We start from the raw sequence: 15214 nt of genomic DNA, 5'->3' as shown, positions 1-15214 counted from the left end.
CGCCGTCGCGTATGGGAGAACGACGGTCTGTGCAGGTTCGATCGATCCACTTCGGGATAGATCGGCGGCACTCGAAGCAGCACCCATTGTCGGCGCGTCGCGAGAGACACGCCGCCTTGCCTTCGGCAAGCTCGTCCCCGATCGGCTCTGGTTGCGTGTTTAAGCGCCCACGGCCCTGCCTGTTTTAGGCTGTCCGATCGAAAGCTCGATCTCGCCGAGCCCATCGATACCTCCGGCGACCCGATCGCCCGCCTGAAGCGGACCGACGCCGGCCGGGGTGCCCGTGAAGATCAGGTCGCCGGGCCGCAATTCCACGCCTTCGCTGCAGATCGCAACGATGTCGGCGACCGGCCAGATCAGCTCCGAGAGATCGGCATCCTGGCGGGTCTCGCCATTGACCGCGAGCCAGATACGCCCGTGCGTCGGCTTGTGCCATGCTTCGGCGCGGACAAGCGGCCCGCAGGGCGCCGAGCGGTCGAACCCTTTCGACCAATCCCATGGCCGGCGCGTCGCCTTCGCCTCGTCCTGCAGGTCGCGGCGGGTGAGGTCGATCCCGACGGCGTATCCCCAGACATGCTCGAGGGCCACGTCGCGACCGATACGGAATCCGCCTTTGCCGATCGCCACGACGAGTTCGATTTCGTGATGCAGGTTGCTGGTGAGCGGTGGGTAGGGAATCTCGGCCCCGCTGTCGACGACGGCGTCGGCAGGCTTGGTGAAAAAGAAGGGAGGCTCGCGGTCGGGATCATTGCCCATCTCCCGGGCATGGGCTGCATAGTTGCGGCCCACACAGAAGACCCGCCGCACGGGAAAGCGCTCCTGTGTCGCGGCTACCGCGACGCTCGGGCTTTCCGGCAGGTCGATCACGAATCCACTCATCGAGCATGGTCCCTTTACGGCTTGAGTTTGGCCAGCTCGTCCAACATGTCGAGCAGGCGTTCGATCTGCTTGGCGCCGTATCTGGTCTCGAGATCGGCGTAGACGGCCCGGCTTTCCGGCGTCACCTTGCCGATCAGCGCGATTCCCGCCGGGGCGATCGCCAGGAGCACGCGGCGACCATCGTTGGCATCGCGTTCGCGGGTGATCAGGCCACGATCCTCGAGCGCCTTGATGATGCGGGTAAGGCTCGGCGCCAGGACGCAGGCCCGATCGGCGAGTTCGGTGGCGTCCAGCGGGCTCGTTTCGCCCAGCACACGAATGACGCGCCACTGCTGCTCCGTGACGTCGTGGGCCGCGAGCATGGGTCGGAACCTGCTCATCACGGCCTCACGCGCGCGCAGCAAGGCTATCGGCAGCGACCGGCGCGTGTCGCGCGGCATCAGCGTGTCTTCCTGGAGCGCGGAGCGGCGGGTCTTCAGGCCGGGTTCGGTCATATTCACAGCTTTAGCCTGTTTCACTCGCATCGCAAGGCGATCCTTGCTTCCCGGAATGCCCGTACAATCACCGCTTGCGCATGACCCTGCCGATACCTTCGATCTCGACTTCGACGACATCGCCTCCTGGCCATTTGGGCGGGTTAGTCGCCCGGGCACGGGCGTGCCTGCCAGTAACAGCATGTTGCAACGCAACAGACATGTTGCCTTGCCTCCCAGCTTGTTTCGGTCAGAACCTTCGGCCCGTTTTCCGAGGAGTTTCCGACAGGCGGATGCCAGAGAGTAAGGAACAAAGCCGGCTGGCCGGCTCACAATCGTTTCGACCGGACATTGAGGGCCTGCGCGCAATCGCCGTTCTCGGAGTCGTGGCCTTCCATTTCGGCCTCAACCAACTGCCGGGCGGGTTTGCCGGGGTCGATATCTTCTTCGTGATCTCGGGCTACCTGATCACCAGCCATCTGCAGAACGAGATCGCCAAGCGGGGCACAGTCGACCTCTGGCGGTTCTATGCACGGCGCGCGCGCCGCCTGCTGCCGGCCTCGTTGCTGGTCATCCTGATCACGCTGTTGGTCGGCTATTTCGTTCTCTCTCCTTCCGAGCAGCAGCTTTATTCGAAGGGAGCGCTCTATGCCTCGGCCTATGTGATCAATCTATGGCTCATCCGATGGTCGCTGGACTATTTCGCGCCGGATGCCGCGGACAACCCCTTCATACATTTCTGGTCGCTCTCCGTCGAAGAGCAGTTCTATCTTGCCTGGCCGGCGCTGCTCCTGCTGTTCGCCTGGCTTCGCCCGGGCAAGCGCGGCCTTGCCATCCAGATGGGACTAGTCGCGGCCGTGTCTTTCGCCGCATGCGCCTGGCTCACGACGGTTTCGCAGCCTTGGGCCTTTTACTTCTCTCCTTTCCGCGCCTGGGAGTTCGCTGCCGGCGGGCTGATTTCGCTGGCCGTCGCGCAGCCCTGGGCCCGGGAATTCAGGGCTTCGCCGGTTCTCGGCTGGGCGGGACTTGTCCTGATCGCCGTGGCGTATCTCACCCTCTCCGAAGAGGGGGCTTTCCCGGGAATCGCCGCGCTGCTGCCCGTCGTCGGAACCGCGATCGTGATCCTTGCCGGGGCAAGGCAGGTCGCGACAGGCCCCAATCGGTGGCTCGGCAATCCGGTCTTCCAATGGGTCGGCAAGCTGTCCTATTCCCTTTATCTCTGGCATTGGCCAGTCATCGTCTATGCGACCATCCTGAAGCCCGAACTCACGCTGGCCGACCGCCTGGGCTGCCTGCTTTTGACCTTCGCCCTGTCGATGCTGACCTACCATCTGGTGGAGAATCCCATACGCCGGAACGGCTGGCTGACGGCGCGTAGCCGGCGGTCGCTCGGATTTGCGGCCATGCTTACGGCCATGGGCGTCACTGTCGCCTACGGGAGCGCCGGGCTCGCAGGAAGCCACGTCGACAGCCAGCAGCTCTTCATTCAGAAGAGCGCCGAACGCAAGTCGGCGGCGCGCGAGGCCGGCTCCTCCTGCGTGTCGACCCTCGAGATCGATGAACCCGTCGCCTGCGAACTCGGAGATGGGAAGTCGCAGACGACAGTCGTGCTGTTCGGCGATTCGCACGCCGATCACTGGTCCTCGCCGCTGGCCAAAATCGCGAGAGAGAAGGGCTGGCGCCTCGTCACCTATCTCAAGGGCGCGTGTCCGGCTGCCAGGGTCACGGTGTGGAGCGCCACGATGAAGCGCAAGTTCGACGAGTGCGACCGCTGGCGCGAAACGGCGATGCGCAAAATCATCTCGCTCGATCCGGCGCTGGTGGTCGTGTCGCAATTTTCCCACCACTATGTCGAGAACGATATCGAGGACAATGCCTACCATCCGCTCGACGTGGGCACCTGGGTGGAGGGCGTGAAGTCGTCGCTCGACACCTTACGGAATGCCGGCATAGAGGTGGTCCTGCTGCGCGATGTCCCGTTGCACAAGCTCGACGTCAGCCGGTGCGTGCAACGAGCGCTCTGGCAGGAGAGGGGAGCTGCGGTTTGCGATACGCCGCGTTCCCAGGCCCTCGACGATCGTGTCTACGAAGCCGAGAAGGCGGCGGCGGCAGAGATGGGCATCCCTTACGTGGATACCTCGGGAATGTTCTGCGATGATCGCAAGTGCAGCTCGATGATCGACGGAAGGCTGACCTATCGCGACAGGCAGCACATCGCCGCCCCTTACGCCGAATCGCTTGCGCCATCGCTCGAACGGGCTGTCTTCCCACGGCTGGAGGCACGGGAAGTGCGGCGATAGGGCACTTTGCGGCCAGGGGGAGATGTCCGGCAAGACAGAAGGGGTGCTCGTGCTGTTGCCTTAGTTGCACCACTACCCGCAAGCTGCGGCGCGTTCGAGCAGCAGCTTGCGCTCGCGCTCGTTGCGGGTCATGGCCGCGGCGCGCTCGAATTCCGCCCTGGCTTCGCCCGATCGCCCGAGCTTGAAGAGGAGATCGCCGCGCACACTGTAAAGCAGGTGGTAAGCCTGCAGCGACTTTTCGGCGACGAGCATATCCACGATCTCCAGCCCAGCCGCCGGACCGAACGCCATGGCGAGCGCCACAGCGCGGTTGAGCTCGATCACCGGCGACGGCGTCAGTTGCATCAGCGCGGCGTAGAGTGCGGCGATCTTCGGCCAGTCCGTGTCCTCTGCCTTGCGCGCCCGGGCGTGGCAAGCGGCGATCGATGCTTGCAGCACATAGGGTCCATGTGGCTTGTCCAGGGCCTCGGCGCGTGCCAGCGCGGCGAGGCCGTGGCGGATCAGCAACTGGTCCCACCGCCCCCGGTTTTGGTCGAGCAGCAAGACCGGTTCGCCGTCGGGGCCGGTGCGGGCGGCGAAGCGGGAGGCCTGTAGCTCCATCAAGGCCACCAGCCCAAGCACCTCGGGCTCGCCGGGGGTCAGCCCGGCCAGCACGCGTCCGAGACGCATCGCTTCCTGTGAAAGCTGCGGCCTCAACCAATCATCGCCCGCTGTCGCGGCATATCCCTCATTGAAGATCAGATAAATCACCTCCAGCACCGAAGAGAGGCGCTCGACCATCTCCTGGCCGCGCGGCACTTCGAAGGGAACGCCGGCCTCGGCAAGCGTCCGCTTGGCGCGCACGATGCGCTGCGCGACGGTCGGCTCGGGGATAAGGAAGGCGCGGGCGATCTCGTCCGTCGTCAGGCCGCCGAGAAGGCGCAGCGTCAGGGCAACCCGCGCATCAGACGACAGCAGTGGATGGCAGGCCGTAAAGATGAGGCTGAGCAGATTGTCGCCGATATGATCGTCGAGCGCCGCGTCGAGATCGGGGCCTTTTGCCTGTTCGTCCTCGAGCTCATAGGCGATCTGCCGATGCTTGCGGTCGAGCATCTTCTCGCGGCGATGCCGGTCGAAAGCCCGGTTCTTCGCCGCGGCCATCAGCCAGGCTGCGGGATTGCGCGGCATACCTTGTTCCGGCCATTGCTTGAGCGCCGCCACCAGCGCGTCCTGCGCCAGCTCTTCCGCCACGCCGACGTCGCGCACGATCCGGGCGAGGCTCGCGATGAGCTTGGCCTGCTCGATGCGCCAGACGGCGTCGATGGCCCGGTTGATGTCGGTCCCCGTCATGGCGCTGATTAGATCATCCTTGGGCCGGAGCGCAACCCGGTCGCGGCCTCCCGGACAACTTCGCCAATCTTCCCGTTGTCGAACGCTTCGAGAAATGTAATCGATTGCGGAGCAGGAAATTTCACCGAAACGGAGGACAAGGCATGCCCAGGACGATGAAGGGACCAGGCATATTCCTGGCGCAGTTCGCTGGCGACGAAGCACCGTTCGATTCGCTGAAGAGCATCACCAAATGGGCCGGCGACCTCGGCTACAAGGGCGTCCAGATTCCGACCTGGGACGGCCGACTGTTCGATCTGGAAAAAGCGGCCTCCTCAAAGGCCTATTGCGACGAGATCCAGGGCATTTGCGCCGAGAACGGCGTCGAGGTGACGGAACTGTCGACGCATCTTCAGGGGCAGCTCGTCGCCGCGCATCCCGCTTATGACAGCCAGCTCGACGGTTTCGCGCCGCCCAAGGTGCACAACAATCCCAAGGCGCGGCAGAAATGGGCGGTGGAACAGGTGAAGGCCGGCGCCAAGGCTTCCAGGAATATGGGCCTGGATACCTCGGTTTCGTTCACCGGTTCGCTGGCCTTTCCCTATCTCTATCCGTTTCCGCAGCGTCCGGCAGGTCTTATCGAGGAGGCGTTCGCCGAGCTCGGCAGGCGCTGGAAGCCGATTCTCGACGCCTATGAGGATGCCGGCGTGGACATCGGCTACGAGCTTCACCCATGCGAAGACGTGTTCGACGGCGTCACCTTCGAGATGTTCCTGGATGCCGTCGGCGGACATGCCAGGGCCAACATCAACTACGATCCCTCGCATTTCCTGCTGCAGCAGCTCGACTATCTGGCCTTCATCGACATCTACCACGAGCGGATCAAGGCCTTCCATGTGAAGGATGCCGAGTTCAATCCGGACGGACGGCAAGGGGTCTATTCCGGTTATCAGAGTTGGTTGAATCGCGCCGGTCGATTCCGCTCGCTCGGCGACGGGCAGGTCGATTTCACCGGAATCTTCTCCAAGCTCGCGCAATACGACTATGATTCATGGGCGGTGCTCGAATGGGAATGCTGCCTCAAGCATCCCCAGGATGGCGCGGCCGAGGGGGCGCCCTTCATTCAGCACCACATCATCCGCGTGACCGAACGAGCTTTCGACGATTTCGCCGCCGGAGCGGTGGACAAGAAGCAGCTTCGGTCGATGCTCGGCATCGATTAAGCGGGCACGTCCGCCGGGGGAGCGGTTGCGTGCTGCCGTCATGCATAGGCGCGTCGGATCAAACATTTTTTGGGAGAGAGGTTCACATGGCGATAGAGGGCAGGAAAGAGCGGGCGGAGGGACCGATCCGCTACGGCATGGTGGGAGGCGGGCAGGGCGCTTTCATCGGCGGCGTGCATCGTATCGCAGCGCGCATGGACGGCGAGTTCCAGCTGGTGGCAGGCGCGCTGTCGTCCAATCCCGAAAAGGCGAAAGCCTCGGCGGCCGAACTCGGGCTCGATCCGGCCCGCAGCTACGGCTCCTTGCAGGAAATGGCCAAGGCGGAGGCCAAGCGCCCCGACGGCATCGAGGCTGTCGCCATCGTGACGCCCAACCATATGCATTGGCCGGCGGCGAAAGCATTCCTCGAGGCAGGCATTCATGTCATCTGCGACAAGCCCTTGACTTCGACCCTCGCCGACGCGCGCAAGCTCTCGGCTCTCGTCGAGAAGAGCGGCAAGATCTTCGTGCTCACGCACAACTACACGGGCTATCCGATGGTCCGGCAGGCACGCGAGATGGTGCAGAAGGGTCAGCTTGGCGAGATCCGTGTCATCCAGGCGGAATACCCTCAGGACTGGCTGACGGAGAATATCGAGGCGTCGGGCCAGAAGCAGGCCGCCTGGCGGACGGATCCCAAGCAGTCGGGAGCCGGGGGCGCGACGGGGGACATCGGCACGCACGCCTACAACCTGCTCCGCTTCGTCACCGGGCTCGAACTCGACAGTCTCGCGGCGGATCTGGACGCCTTCGTCCCGGGCCGGGCGCTGGACGACAATGCCCATGTGATGCTTCGCTTCAAGCCGGCGGCGAAGGGCAGCGGCAAGGGCGCGAAGGGCATGGTGTGGGCGAGCCAGGTTGCGGTCGGGCACGAGAATGGGCTGAAGCTTCGTGTCTACGGCACCAAGGGCGGGATCGAATGGGTGCAGGCCGACCCGAACTACCTGTGGTTCACGCCCTTCGGCCAGCCCCGGCAGCTGATCACGCGGGCAGGGGCCGGGGCCGGCCCCGCGGCGGGGCGCGTCACGCGTGTGCCGTCAGGCCATCCGGAAGGATATCTGGAAGGGTTCGCCAACATCTACGCCGAAGCGGCCCGTGCGATCCGGGCGGCCCGGAGGAAGGGCGGCAAGCCGGCCAAGGATGTCGTCTATCCGACCGTACAGGACGGTGTGGAAGGCGTCGCGTTCGTGGAAGCCTGCGTGAAGTCCTCCGCCAAGAACGGCGCCTGGGTGAAACTGTAGTACGACGGCAGGCGAAAGGCTGTTCGACGGGAAACGCGGCGTTTCTGGAGAAGTGCAAGCCGCGATCGGCGCAGGAGGGAGTGTACTATTTGACAATAATCGCTCGCGCCGGCGTCGGCTAATCTTGCCGTGCAGCATGGGTCGCGCCAGGCCGACATGTCAATTCGGGTCCCGGAAACACTCGGGACCTTCCGCCGGATCGAACCGCAGAGGTTGCAGCATGGCCAGCGAGACGGCCCGCTTCCTGATCATCGACGACCATCCTTTGTTTCGCGAGGCACTCCATAGCGCGGTCCGGATAGCCTATCCGGACGTGGATACGGTGGAGGCGCGCAGCGTCGCAGAGGCGCTCGAGTTCCTTGCCGATCCCAAGCCCTTCGATCTCGCACTGCTCGATCTCAGCATGCCGGGCGTGCAAGGGTTCGAAGGGCTGCTGCAACTGCGAACGCGTTATCCCCGCCTGCCGGTGGTCGTGGTCTCGGGCCACGAGGAGCCGAAAATCATCTCGGAAGCTTTGTCCTACGGCGCCGCCGGCTTCATCCCGAAATCGGTGCGCAAGGACGAGCTTGCCCAGGCGATACGCAGCGTGATGGACGGCGCCATCTACGTGCCCGAGAATTATGGCGGCCAGACGCCGGAGACCGACGGTTCCGACCGCGCCGAAATGCTCCAGCGCCTGGCGAAACTGACGCCGCAACAACTGCGTGTCCTGCAAATGTTGAAGCAGGGGATGCTGAACAAGCAGATCGCTTATGAGCTTCAGGTCGGCGAGACGACCGTGAAGGCCCACGTTTCGGAGATCCTGCGCAAGCTCAACGTCTACAGCCGCACCCAGGCCGTGATCGAGGTGTCGAAGCTGGACAATGCGGATCTGTTCCGGGATTCGACGGGCTTCTAGGCGGCGTGCGCGTCCGCTGGAACTGCGTGAAAGCGATCGAAACTCGTTCAAAACTCGGAAGAAAGGCGGAGGAAGTTCGTCGAAATCGCGCCGAAAAGACAAACGGATTCAAGCGAATTCGGCGAAATGTATCCGCATAATAAGAATACAGAATCAGAATACAGATAGCACTCTTCCGTGAACGTTGTGCTTGTGAGGCTTGAAGCCGCAAAAATATGATACCACCCCTCATCTGGCGGCGCTCATACAAGGGGTATACCCACCGTAATCTTATTGACCGTGGCTATAAATCCCAGCCGGAGGAACCTGTCCCCATTCACGCCAAGAGATGCGCCAGCAATGCCCGCAATTGGGCAGGCTTGACCGGTTTTCGCATCAGTTCGATACCGAGGCTTTTCGTCACCTGCTGGAGTTCGTCAGATGGATCGGCGGTGATGATTAGGCCGGGAACGCCGCGCTGGAGGTAGAGGCGGGCACTGGCGATCGTCTCGCTGCCGAGGTCGCCATGATCGAGGTGCTGGTCGGCGATGATGATGTCGGGCACCCAGTCCGTGTCGCCCAGCGCGGCCAGTGCCGTTTCGGTCGACGTCGCGGCGCGCACCACGCATTGCCAGCGCTGCAACAGCGCGCCGGTCGCCTCCAGGACGGCATCGTCGTCCTCGACCAGCAGGACCTTCGTGCCGAAGAGGCCGTAGCCGCGCGGCCCTTCCGTCTCGGACGGCACGCTTTGCGGTTCAGGCGCGGGGCCGCTGGCGAGCGGCAATTCGAGCCGGAAGACGGAGCCGTGACCCAGCCGCGACGAAAAGGTCAGGCGATGACCGAGCGCGTCGACCATGCGCCGCACGATCGACAGGCCGAGCCCCAGCCCGCCGCCCGCCGCATCGCCACGAAGCGGCGTCTCGACACGATGGAACTCTTCGAACACGGCTTCATGCTCATGATCGGGAATCCCGCAGCCGGTATCGATGACGGCAATGCGCGCCATTCCGTCCGTGCGCCGCAGGCCGACCAGCACGCCGCCTTCGGCGGTGTAGCGTATGGCGTTCGAGACGATGTTTTGCAGGATGCGCCGAAGCAGGGTGCGATCGGAGCGCACGCTGAGGGATGTCGGGCGGAAACGAAGCCTGAGCCCCTTCTTTTCGGCCAGCGGCTGGAAATCCGATTTCAACCCGGCAAACAGCGGCTCGAGGGCGACATCGCCGACCTCCGGGCGCACGACGCCGGCGTCGAGCTTCGAGATGTCGAGCAGTGTCCTCAGAAGGTCGTCCATGGTCTCCAGCGAGCGCTCGACCTGCCGCACGAGCTTGCGGCCTTCCTCGCTCGTCTGGAGTTCCGCGAGAGCGGATATGGAAAGATGCGCCGCGTTCAGCGGCTGCAGTACGTCATGGCTCGCCGCCGCCAGGAAACGGGTCTTGGAAATGTTCGCCCGTTCGGCGTTGTCCTTGGCTGCCACGAGATCGATGTTCGATTGTTCGAGGCGGCGCAGCGTGGCCCGCAATTCCTCGGTGCGGGTCTTCACACGGTTCTCGAGATTGATCGCGGTCTGGAACAGCGAGAAGGCGTTGCCCTGCTGGTCCATGGCGCGTTCGACACGCGACATCAGCGCCTGGTTGATGCGCTTCAGCCTGTCGACGTCGTTGATCTCCGGCGCGGCCATGGCGGCTCCTATTCCGCGGCCTGCCGACGGCCGAAGGCTATGCCGGTAAAGGTCTGGTTGAGATGCATCGAGCGATACTGTTCGCCATAGGTGCCGAAGCCTACGACATGGTTGGCCCGATAGAGCTCCGAAATGTCGCGGAGGATCTGGCGGTTCTCGGCATCGAGGCGTCTCAACACGCAATCGAAGCCGAGAATGACGTCGGTTCCTCCGAGCTTCTCGTCGACCATGCGCAATGCCGTGCGTGTCGATTCCACCATGCCCTTCGGTTGGGCGACCGTGAGAACGATGCCGTCGTCGATGGCGCAGAAGAAGGAAAGGGAACCGTCGGGATGAACCTTCTGGATCGACCGGCAGTAATACTCGCCGCCCACCCGCACCACCACGGGATGGGAGGCGAAGCTCATCGGCGTCAGGGATTGGGCGTCGATCCCGATCGCCGCGGCATATTCGTCGGCGGCCGGCCCGGCATTGAATTCGCGAACGATGCGATGGCCGGGATCGGAGGAAGTGACGACGAGCTTTTCGCCGGTCGGAACGAAGTTCTCGGTCTTGAACACATGGAAGGGAACGTCGGTCGCGACAAGCGCGATGATGGCACAGTCCGATCCGGCCTCGCCGTCGGCGATCAGGCTTGTCGTTTCGAAATGAAGGTTGTCGCCGGCGGAGCCGCCGATCAGAGGGATGTCGTCGAGTCCCCAATGGATAGCCGAGGTCACCGCTTCTTCGGCATAGGACAGGCCGTCGATGAAGCAGAGCGCGAAGACCTGCCGTCGAGCGCCGGCATCGGCGAGCTGCCTTCTCAGGCGCGCGACGTGTTCGGCGACGAGGTCCAATCCCGACGAGGAAACCTGCTTCACCATCGCCGACGCGACCGTGAAAGCGCCACTCGGGAAGAGGATCGCAACCGCTCCGCCGTCGCCGATCCCATGAGGCGTGATCTCGCCGGCGGTCGAGCAGCCGGCGTAAGGCAGGTGCGGTGCATGGCGGCGAAGCGCGCCGACCAGATCCTCCGCGCGGATACAGGACTGCGAAAAGAAAAGCAGCGCAAAGCCCGCGCCGATGGTGCCGGCCGCGTCGGCGATCGATTCGGCGAAGCTTTCGGCGTCGGCATCGCCAGCCGCCAGGACCGTCATCCCACAGCCATACGTCGTGTGCGAAACAGCCAGCGCGGTTTCCTCCTTCCATTTCCGCGGCGCCTTCTGCCGTGCGCCGTCATGGGTGGACATCTTTGTCCGGACCGGCTGTTTTGACAATGCCCTTTGGTGGAGATGTCCATTCGAGGCCCTTGCGACCGAAAGTATAATATACGCATATTTGCCCCCTCGGCATTGTTTCGCCGAAGGACGAAAATGGAGCGGGCTGGGCCGTTCGGCAGGCCTTTGGGAGGAGGACTTGAATGTCTGAAGTCACGATCACGGTAAATGGTCGAAGTGTCACCAAGTCGGTGGAAGACCGGACCCTGCTTGTCCATTTCCTGCGCGAGCATGTCGGGCTGACCGGCACCCATGTCGGATGCGACACCTCGCAATGCGGCGCCTGCGTCGTCCATGTGGACGGCAAGGCGGTCAAATCCTGCACCATGCTTGCCGCGCAGGCTTCAGGCTCCAGCGTGGTGACGATCGAGGGGCTGGCCAACGGGGCCGACCTCCATCCGGTGCAGGCAGCGTTCCGCGAGCACCACGGCCTCCAATGCGGCTTCTGCACACCTGGCATGATCATGGCGGCCACCGACATGATTCGGCGCCACCCCGAGGGGCTCGACGAGCCGACGGTGCGGGCGGAACTCGAAGGAAATATCTGCCGCTGCACCGGCTATCACAACATCGTCAAAGCGATCCTGGCCGCGTCTCAGGCCATGGCGAAGGACGCCAGGACGGCCGCCTAGGCTCGGTATCCTTCGCTACTCGCTTACTGGTTCGGGAGGAGGACTCTGATGGGAATGGAAGGCATTGGCGCCAGGGTGGCGCGCAAGGAAGACAGGCGCTTTATCACCGGTACGGGTCGCTATGTCGACGACATGGTGGTTCCCGGCATGAAGCATGCCGCCTTCGTACGCAGTCCTTACGCGCACGCCGATATAACGGCGATCGATGTGACGAAGGCTCAGTCCATGCCCGGCGTCATCGGCGTTTTGACGGGCAGGGAACTCAAAACCGACGGCATCGGCAATCTCATCTGCGGATGGATGGTCCATTCCAAGGACGGAACACCCATGAAAATGGGGGCGTGGTCGCCTCTTGCCGTCGATCGGGTGCGCTATGTCGGCGACGCCGTCGCGATCGTGGTGGCTGAAACCAAGGGACAGGCACGCGACGCGGCCGAAGCCGTGGAAGTGACCTACGAGGAAAAGCCGGCCGTTACGGATGCCGTGGCAGCCCTGAAGCCAGGTGCGCCCCAGCTTCATCCGGAGGCCGATGGGAACCTCATCTTCGATTGGGAACTGGGCGACGCGAAGGTCACGGACGCGGCCATCGCCAACGCCGCGCATGTGACCAGGATGCACATCGTCAACAACAGGCTTGTGCCGAACGCGATGGAGCCGCGCGCCGCGCTCGGCCATTACGACAAGGGAGAGGATCACTACACCTGCTGGACGACGTCGCAGAATCCGCATGTCGCCCGCCTTGTCATGAGCGCCTTCTACAACATCGCGCCGGAGAACAAGTTGCGGGTCATCGCCCCCGATGTCGGCGGCGGTTTCGGTTCCAAGATCTTCATCTATCCCGAGGAGATCGTCTGCCTGTGGGCTTCCAAGAAGACCGGCGTTCCGGTCAAATGGGTTGCCGATCGCACTGAGAGCTTCCTCACCGACGCCCATGGCCGGGACCATGTGACGGAAGTGCAGCTCGCTTTCGACAAGGACAACAGGATGACGGGATTGAAGGTCGACACGATCGCCAATTTCGGCGCCTACATGTCGCTCTTCTCGTCTTCGGTCCCGACCTATCTCTACGCCACTCTGCTGTCGGGCCAGTACGCCATCCCGGCCATTCACGCCAACGTCCGGGCGGTTTACACGAACACTGCTCCGGTCGATGCCTATCGCGGAGCAGGGCGCCCCGAGGCGACCTACCTGCTCGAGCGCATCGTCGAGACGGCGGCGCGGGAACTTGGAGTCTCGCCGGCCGAGCTGCGCAGGAAGAATTTCATCACGAGCTTCCCGTATCAGACTCCGGTCATCATGAACTACGACACCGGCGACTATGCTGCCTCGCTCGACGCGGCGATGGCGGCGGCGGACTACCAGGGTTTTGCCAGGCGCAAGGCGGAGGCTGCCCAGAGGGGCAAGCTGCGCGGCATCGGCATGAGCTGCTATATCGAGGCTTGCGGCATCGCGCCCTCTGCCGCGGTCGGCTCGCTCGGGGCGGGCGTCGGGCTTTGGGAGTCCGCGGAGGTTCGCGTCAATGCCGTCGGCACGATCGAGGTGCTGACGGGTTCCCACAGCCATGGCCAGGGTCATGAAACGACGTTCGCGCAACTCGTCAGCGAGCGCTTCGGCGTGCCGATCGACAGCGTTTCCATCGTCCATGGCGACACCGACAAGGTGCAGATGGGCATGGGCACCTATGGCTCGCGTTCCGGCGCGGTCGGCATGTCGGCGATCGTCAAGGCGCTCGACAAGGTCGAGGCCAAGGCAAAGAAGATCGCCGCGCATCTGATGGAAGCGGACGAGGGCGACATCGTCATCGAGAACGGCGCCCTGAAGGTGGCCGGAACCGACAAGAACGTTCCGTGGTTCCAACTGGCGCTAGCCGCCTATACCGCCCACAACCTGCCTTCGGGCATGGAGCCGGGGCTCAAGGAAGGCGCCTTCTACGATCCGACCAACTTCACCTTCCCGGCCGGCTGCTACATCTGCGAGGTCGAGATCGATCCGGAGACCGGCACGACCGAGATCGTGCAGTTCGTCGCGGCGGACGATTTCGGCAAGATCATCAATCCGATGATCGTCGAAGGCCAGGTGCATGGCGGCATCGCGCAAGGCGTCGGCCAGGCGATGCTGGAAGGATGCCAGTACGACGCCTCGAGCGGGCAGCTCATCACGGCAAGCTACATGGACTACACCATGCCGCGCGCCAGCGACCTGCCTTCCTTCAAGGTGTCGACCAGCGAGACGCCTTGTCCAGGGAATCCGCTCGGTATCAAAGGCTGCGGCGAGGCCGGAGCGATCGGCTCGCCGCCGGCCGTCATCAACGCGATCACCGACGCCATCGGTACCAATGACCTCACCATGCCGGCGACGCCCGCCAAGGTTTGGGCGGCGATCAAGGCGACGACAAAACATTGAGCGAAGGGCGAGCGGCCGTAGTGCAGGGTTGACGCCTGTCACAATACGCTCGCCGGCTCCGGAAGGGAGGCACCCCACATGTATTCAGTGAACTATCAGCGAGCAGCTTCGGTCGACGATGCAGTCAAGAAGGCACAGGGCGGCGATGCCAAGTTCCTCTCCGGCGGGATGACGCTCATCCCTGCCATGAAGACGCGCCTTGCAGCGCCGTCGGATGTCATCGATCTCATGCACATCCCCGGTCTCAAGGGCATCACGATTTCCGGCAACGACGTGACGATCGGCGCGGCGACCACTCATGCCGAAGTGGCTGCGGACCAGGCGCTCAAGAAGCTCTGCCCGGCCATCAGCCATCTTGCCGCGCATATCGGCGATCCTCATGTCAGGCATCGCGGCACGATCGGCGGGTCGATCGCCAACAACGATCCGGCTGCGGACTATCCCGCCGCGATGCTGGCGCTCGGAGCCACGATCGTGACGAACCAGCGCGAGATCCCCGCCGACGAGTTCTTCACAGGTTTGTTCGAGACCGCCCTCGAGGAGGGAGAGATGGTCACGGCAGTGCGCTTCGCCGCGCCGGGCACGGCCGGTTACGCCAAATTCCCCAATCCGGCGTCGCGTTATGCCGTGACTGGCGTGTTCGTGGTCAAGGGCAACGACGGTGTCCGGGTTGCCGTCACGGGAGCCGGTGAAGACGGCGTGTTCCGCTCGCAGGAGATCGAGGCAGCGCTTGCCAAGAAGTTCGATGCGTCCGCGCTCGACGGTATCCAGATCCCTTCGGACGGTCTCATGAGCGATATCCACGCTTCTCCGGAATATCGCGCCAACCTGATCGCCGTCATGGCGAAGAGGGCCGTCGCGGCAGCGAACGGCTGACCGGTCGAGCACCCGGCGTCGCGAACCCC

Annotated in this window: 12 protein-coding genes; 7 read left to right on the top strand and 5 right to left on the bottom strand. The window is 63.7% G+C overall.

The features are described 5' to 3' along the window. Positions 1 to 159: 159 nt before the first annotated feature. Together ACCO56_RS26000 and hpaR are read right to left on the bottom strand one after the other, a co-directional pair. The gene (locus tag ACCO56_RS26000) at positions 160 to 879 is read right to left on the bottom strand and encodes a fumarylacetoacetate hydrolase family protein (protein ID WP_433643806.1); all 720 of its coding nucleotides are present in this window, start codon (positions 877 to 879) and stop codon (positions 160 to 162) included. 14 nt (positions 880 to 893) lie between these two features. After that, on the bottom strand, positions 894 to 1373 hold the full coding sequence (hpaR, locus tag ACCO56_RS25995) for a homoprotocatechuate degradation operon regulator HpaR (RefSeq protein WP_433643990.1): 480 nt from the start codon (positions 1371 to 1373) through the stop codon (positions 894 to 896). Between the two features lie 272 nt (positions 1374 to 1645). Here hpaR and ACCO56_RS25990 point away from each other — a divergent pair, with 272 nt between their 5' ends. Then, positions 1646 to 3652 (top strand): acyltransferase family protein, encoded by a 2007-nt coding sequence (locus tag ACCO56_RS25990; RefSeq protein WP_433643805.1) that lies wholly within the window; start codon positions 1646 to 1648, stop codon positions 3650 to 3652. Between the two features lie 72 nt (positions 3653 to 3724). Here ACCO56_RS25990 and ACCO56_RS25985 read toward each other — a convergent pair whose 3' ends face one another. Then, entirely contained in the window at positions 3725 to 4981 is a 1257-nt protein-coding gene (locus ACCO56_RS25985; protein ID WP_433643804.1) for an RNA polymerase sigma factor, read from the bottom strand. A 143-nt stretch (positions 4982 to 5124) separates the two neighbouring features. Between ACCO56_RS25985 and ACCO56_RS25980 the strand changes: the two genes are divergently transcribed. The 3 genes from ACCO56_RS25980 (at position 5125) to ACCO56_RS25970 (ending at position 8361) form a co-directional block, all read left to right on the top strand. Beyond that, positions 5125 to 6183, top strand: a complete 1059-nt coding sequence (locus tag ACCO56_RS25980; protein ID WP_433643803.1) for a sugar phosphate isomerase/epimerase family protein — start codon at positions 5125 to 5127, stop codon at positions 6181 to 6183. Positions 6184 to 6269: 86 nt separating this feature from the next. Further along, positions 6270 to 7463, top strand: coding sequence for a Gfo/Idh/MocA family protein (locus tag ACCO56_RS25975; RefSeq protein ID WP_433643802.1), 1194 nt, complete (start codon positions 6270 to 6272; stop codon positions 7461 to 7463). A gap of 220 nt (positions 7464 to 7683) precedes the next feature. Further along, the gene (locus ACCO56_RS25970) at positions 7684 to 8361 is read left to right on the top strand and encodes a response regulator (protein ID WP_433643801.1); all 678 of its coding nucleotides are present in this window, start codon (positions 7684 to 7686) and stop codon (positions 8359 to 8361) included. 316 nt (positions 8362 to 8677) lie between these two features. Here the strand turns inward: ACCO56_RS25970 and ACCO56_RS25965 are convergent, their stop codons facing one another. Together ACCO56_RS25965 and ACCO56_RS25960 are read right to left on the bottom strand one after the other, a co-directional pair. After that, positions 8678 to 10018, bottom strand: a complete 1341-nt coding sequence (locus ACCO56_RS25965) for an ATP-binding response regulator (RefSeq protein ID WP_433643800.1) — start codon at positions 10016 to 10018, stop codon at positions 8678 to 8680. Positions 10019 to 10026: 8 nt separating this feature from the next. Then, the gene (locus tag ACCO56_RS25960; protein ID WP_433643799.1) at positions 10027 to 11247 is read right to left on the bottom strand and encodes an FIST N-terminal domain-containing protein; all 1221 of its coding nucleotides are present in this window, start codon (positions 11245 to 11247) and stop codon (positions 10027 to 10029) included. 170 nt (positions 11248 to 11417) lie between these two features. On the opposite strand from ACCO56_RS25960, the gene ACCO56_RS25955 reads away from it, so the two are divergent. The 3 genes from ACCO56_RS25955 to ACCO56_RS25945 all read left to right on the top strand — a co-directional run bounded on the left by ACCO56_RS25955 (position 11418) and on the right by ACCO56_RS25945 (position 15185). After that, positions 11418 to 11906, top strand: a complete 489-nt coding sequence (locus ACCO56_RS25955; protein WP_433643798.1) for a (2Fe-2S)-binding protein — start codon at positions 11418 to 11420, stop codon at positions 11904 to 11906. A gap of 48 nt (positions 11907 to 11954) precedes the next feature. Beyond that, positions 11955 to 14309, top strand: coding sequence for a xanthine dehydrogenase family protein molybdopterin-binding subunit (locus ACCO56_RS25950; protein ID WP_433643797.1), 2355 nt, complete (start codon positions 11955 to 11957; stop codon positions 14307 to 14309). 78 nt (positions 14310 to 14387) lie between these two features. Next, positions 14388 to 15185, top strand: a complete 798-nt coding sequence (locus ACCO56_RS25945) for an FAD binding domain-containing protein (RefSeq protein ID WP_433643796.1) — start codon at positions 14388 to 14390, stop codon at positions 15183 to 15185. The last annotated feature ends 29 nt before the right edge of the window (positions 15186 to 15214 follow it).

Source organism: Mesorhizobium sp. 1B3 (assembly GCF_050958605.1).
GTDB lineage: Bacteria > Pseudomonadota > Alphaproteobacteria > Rhizobiales > Rhizobiaceae.
Note: the sequence above shows the minus strand (reverse complement) of the source record. Positions and strands in the feature narration are given on the sequence as shown.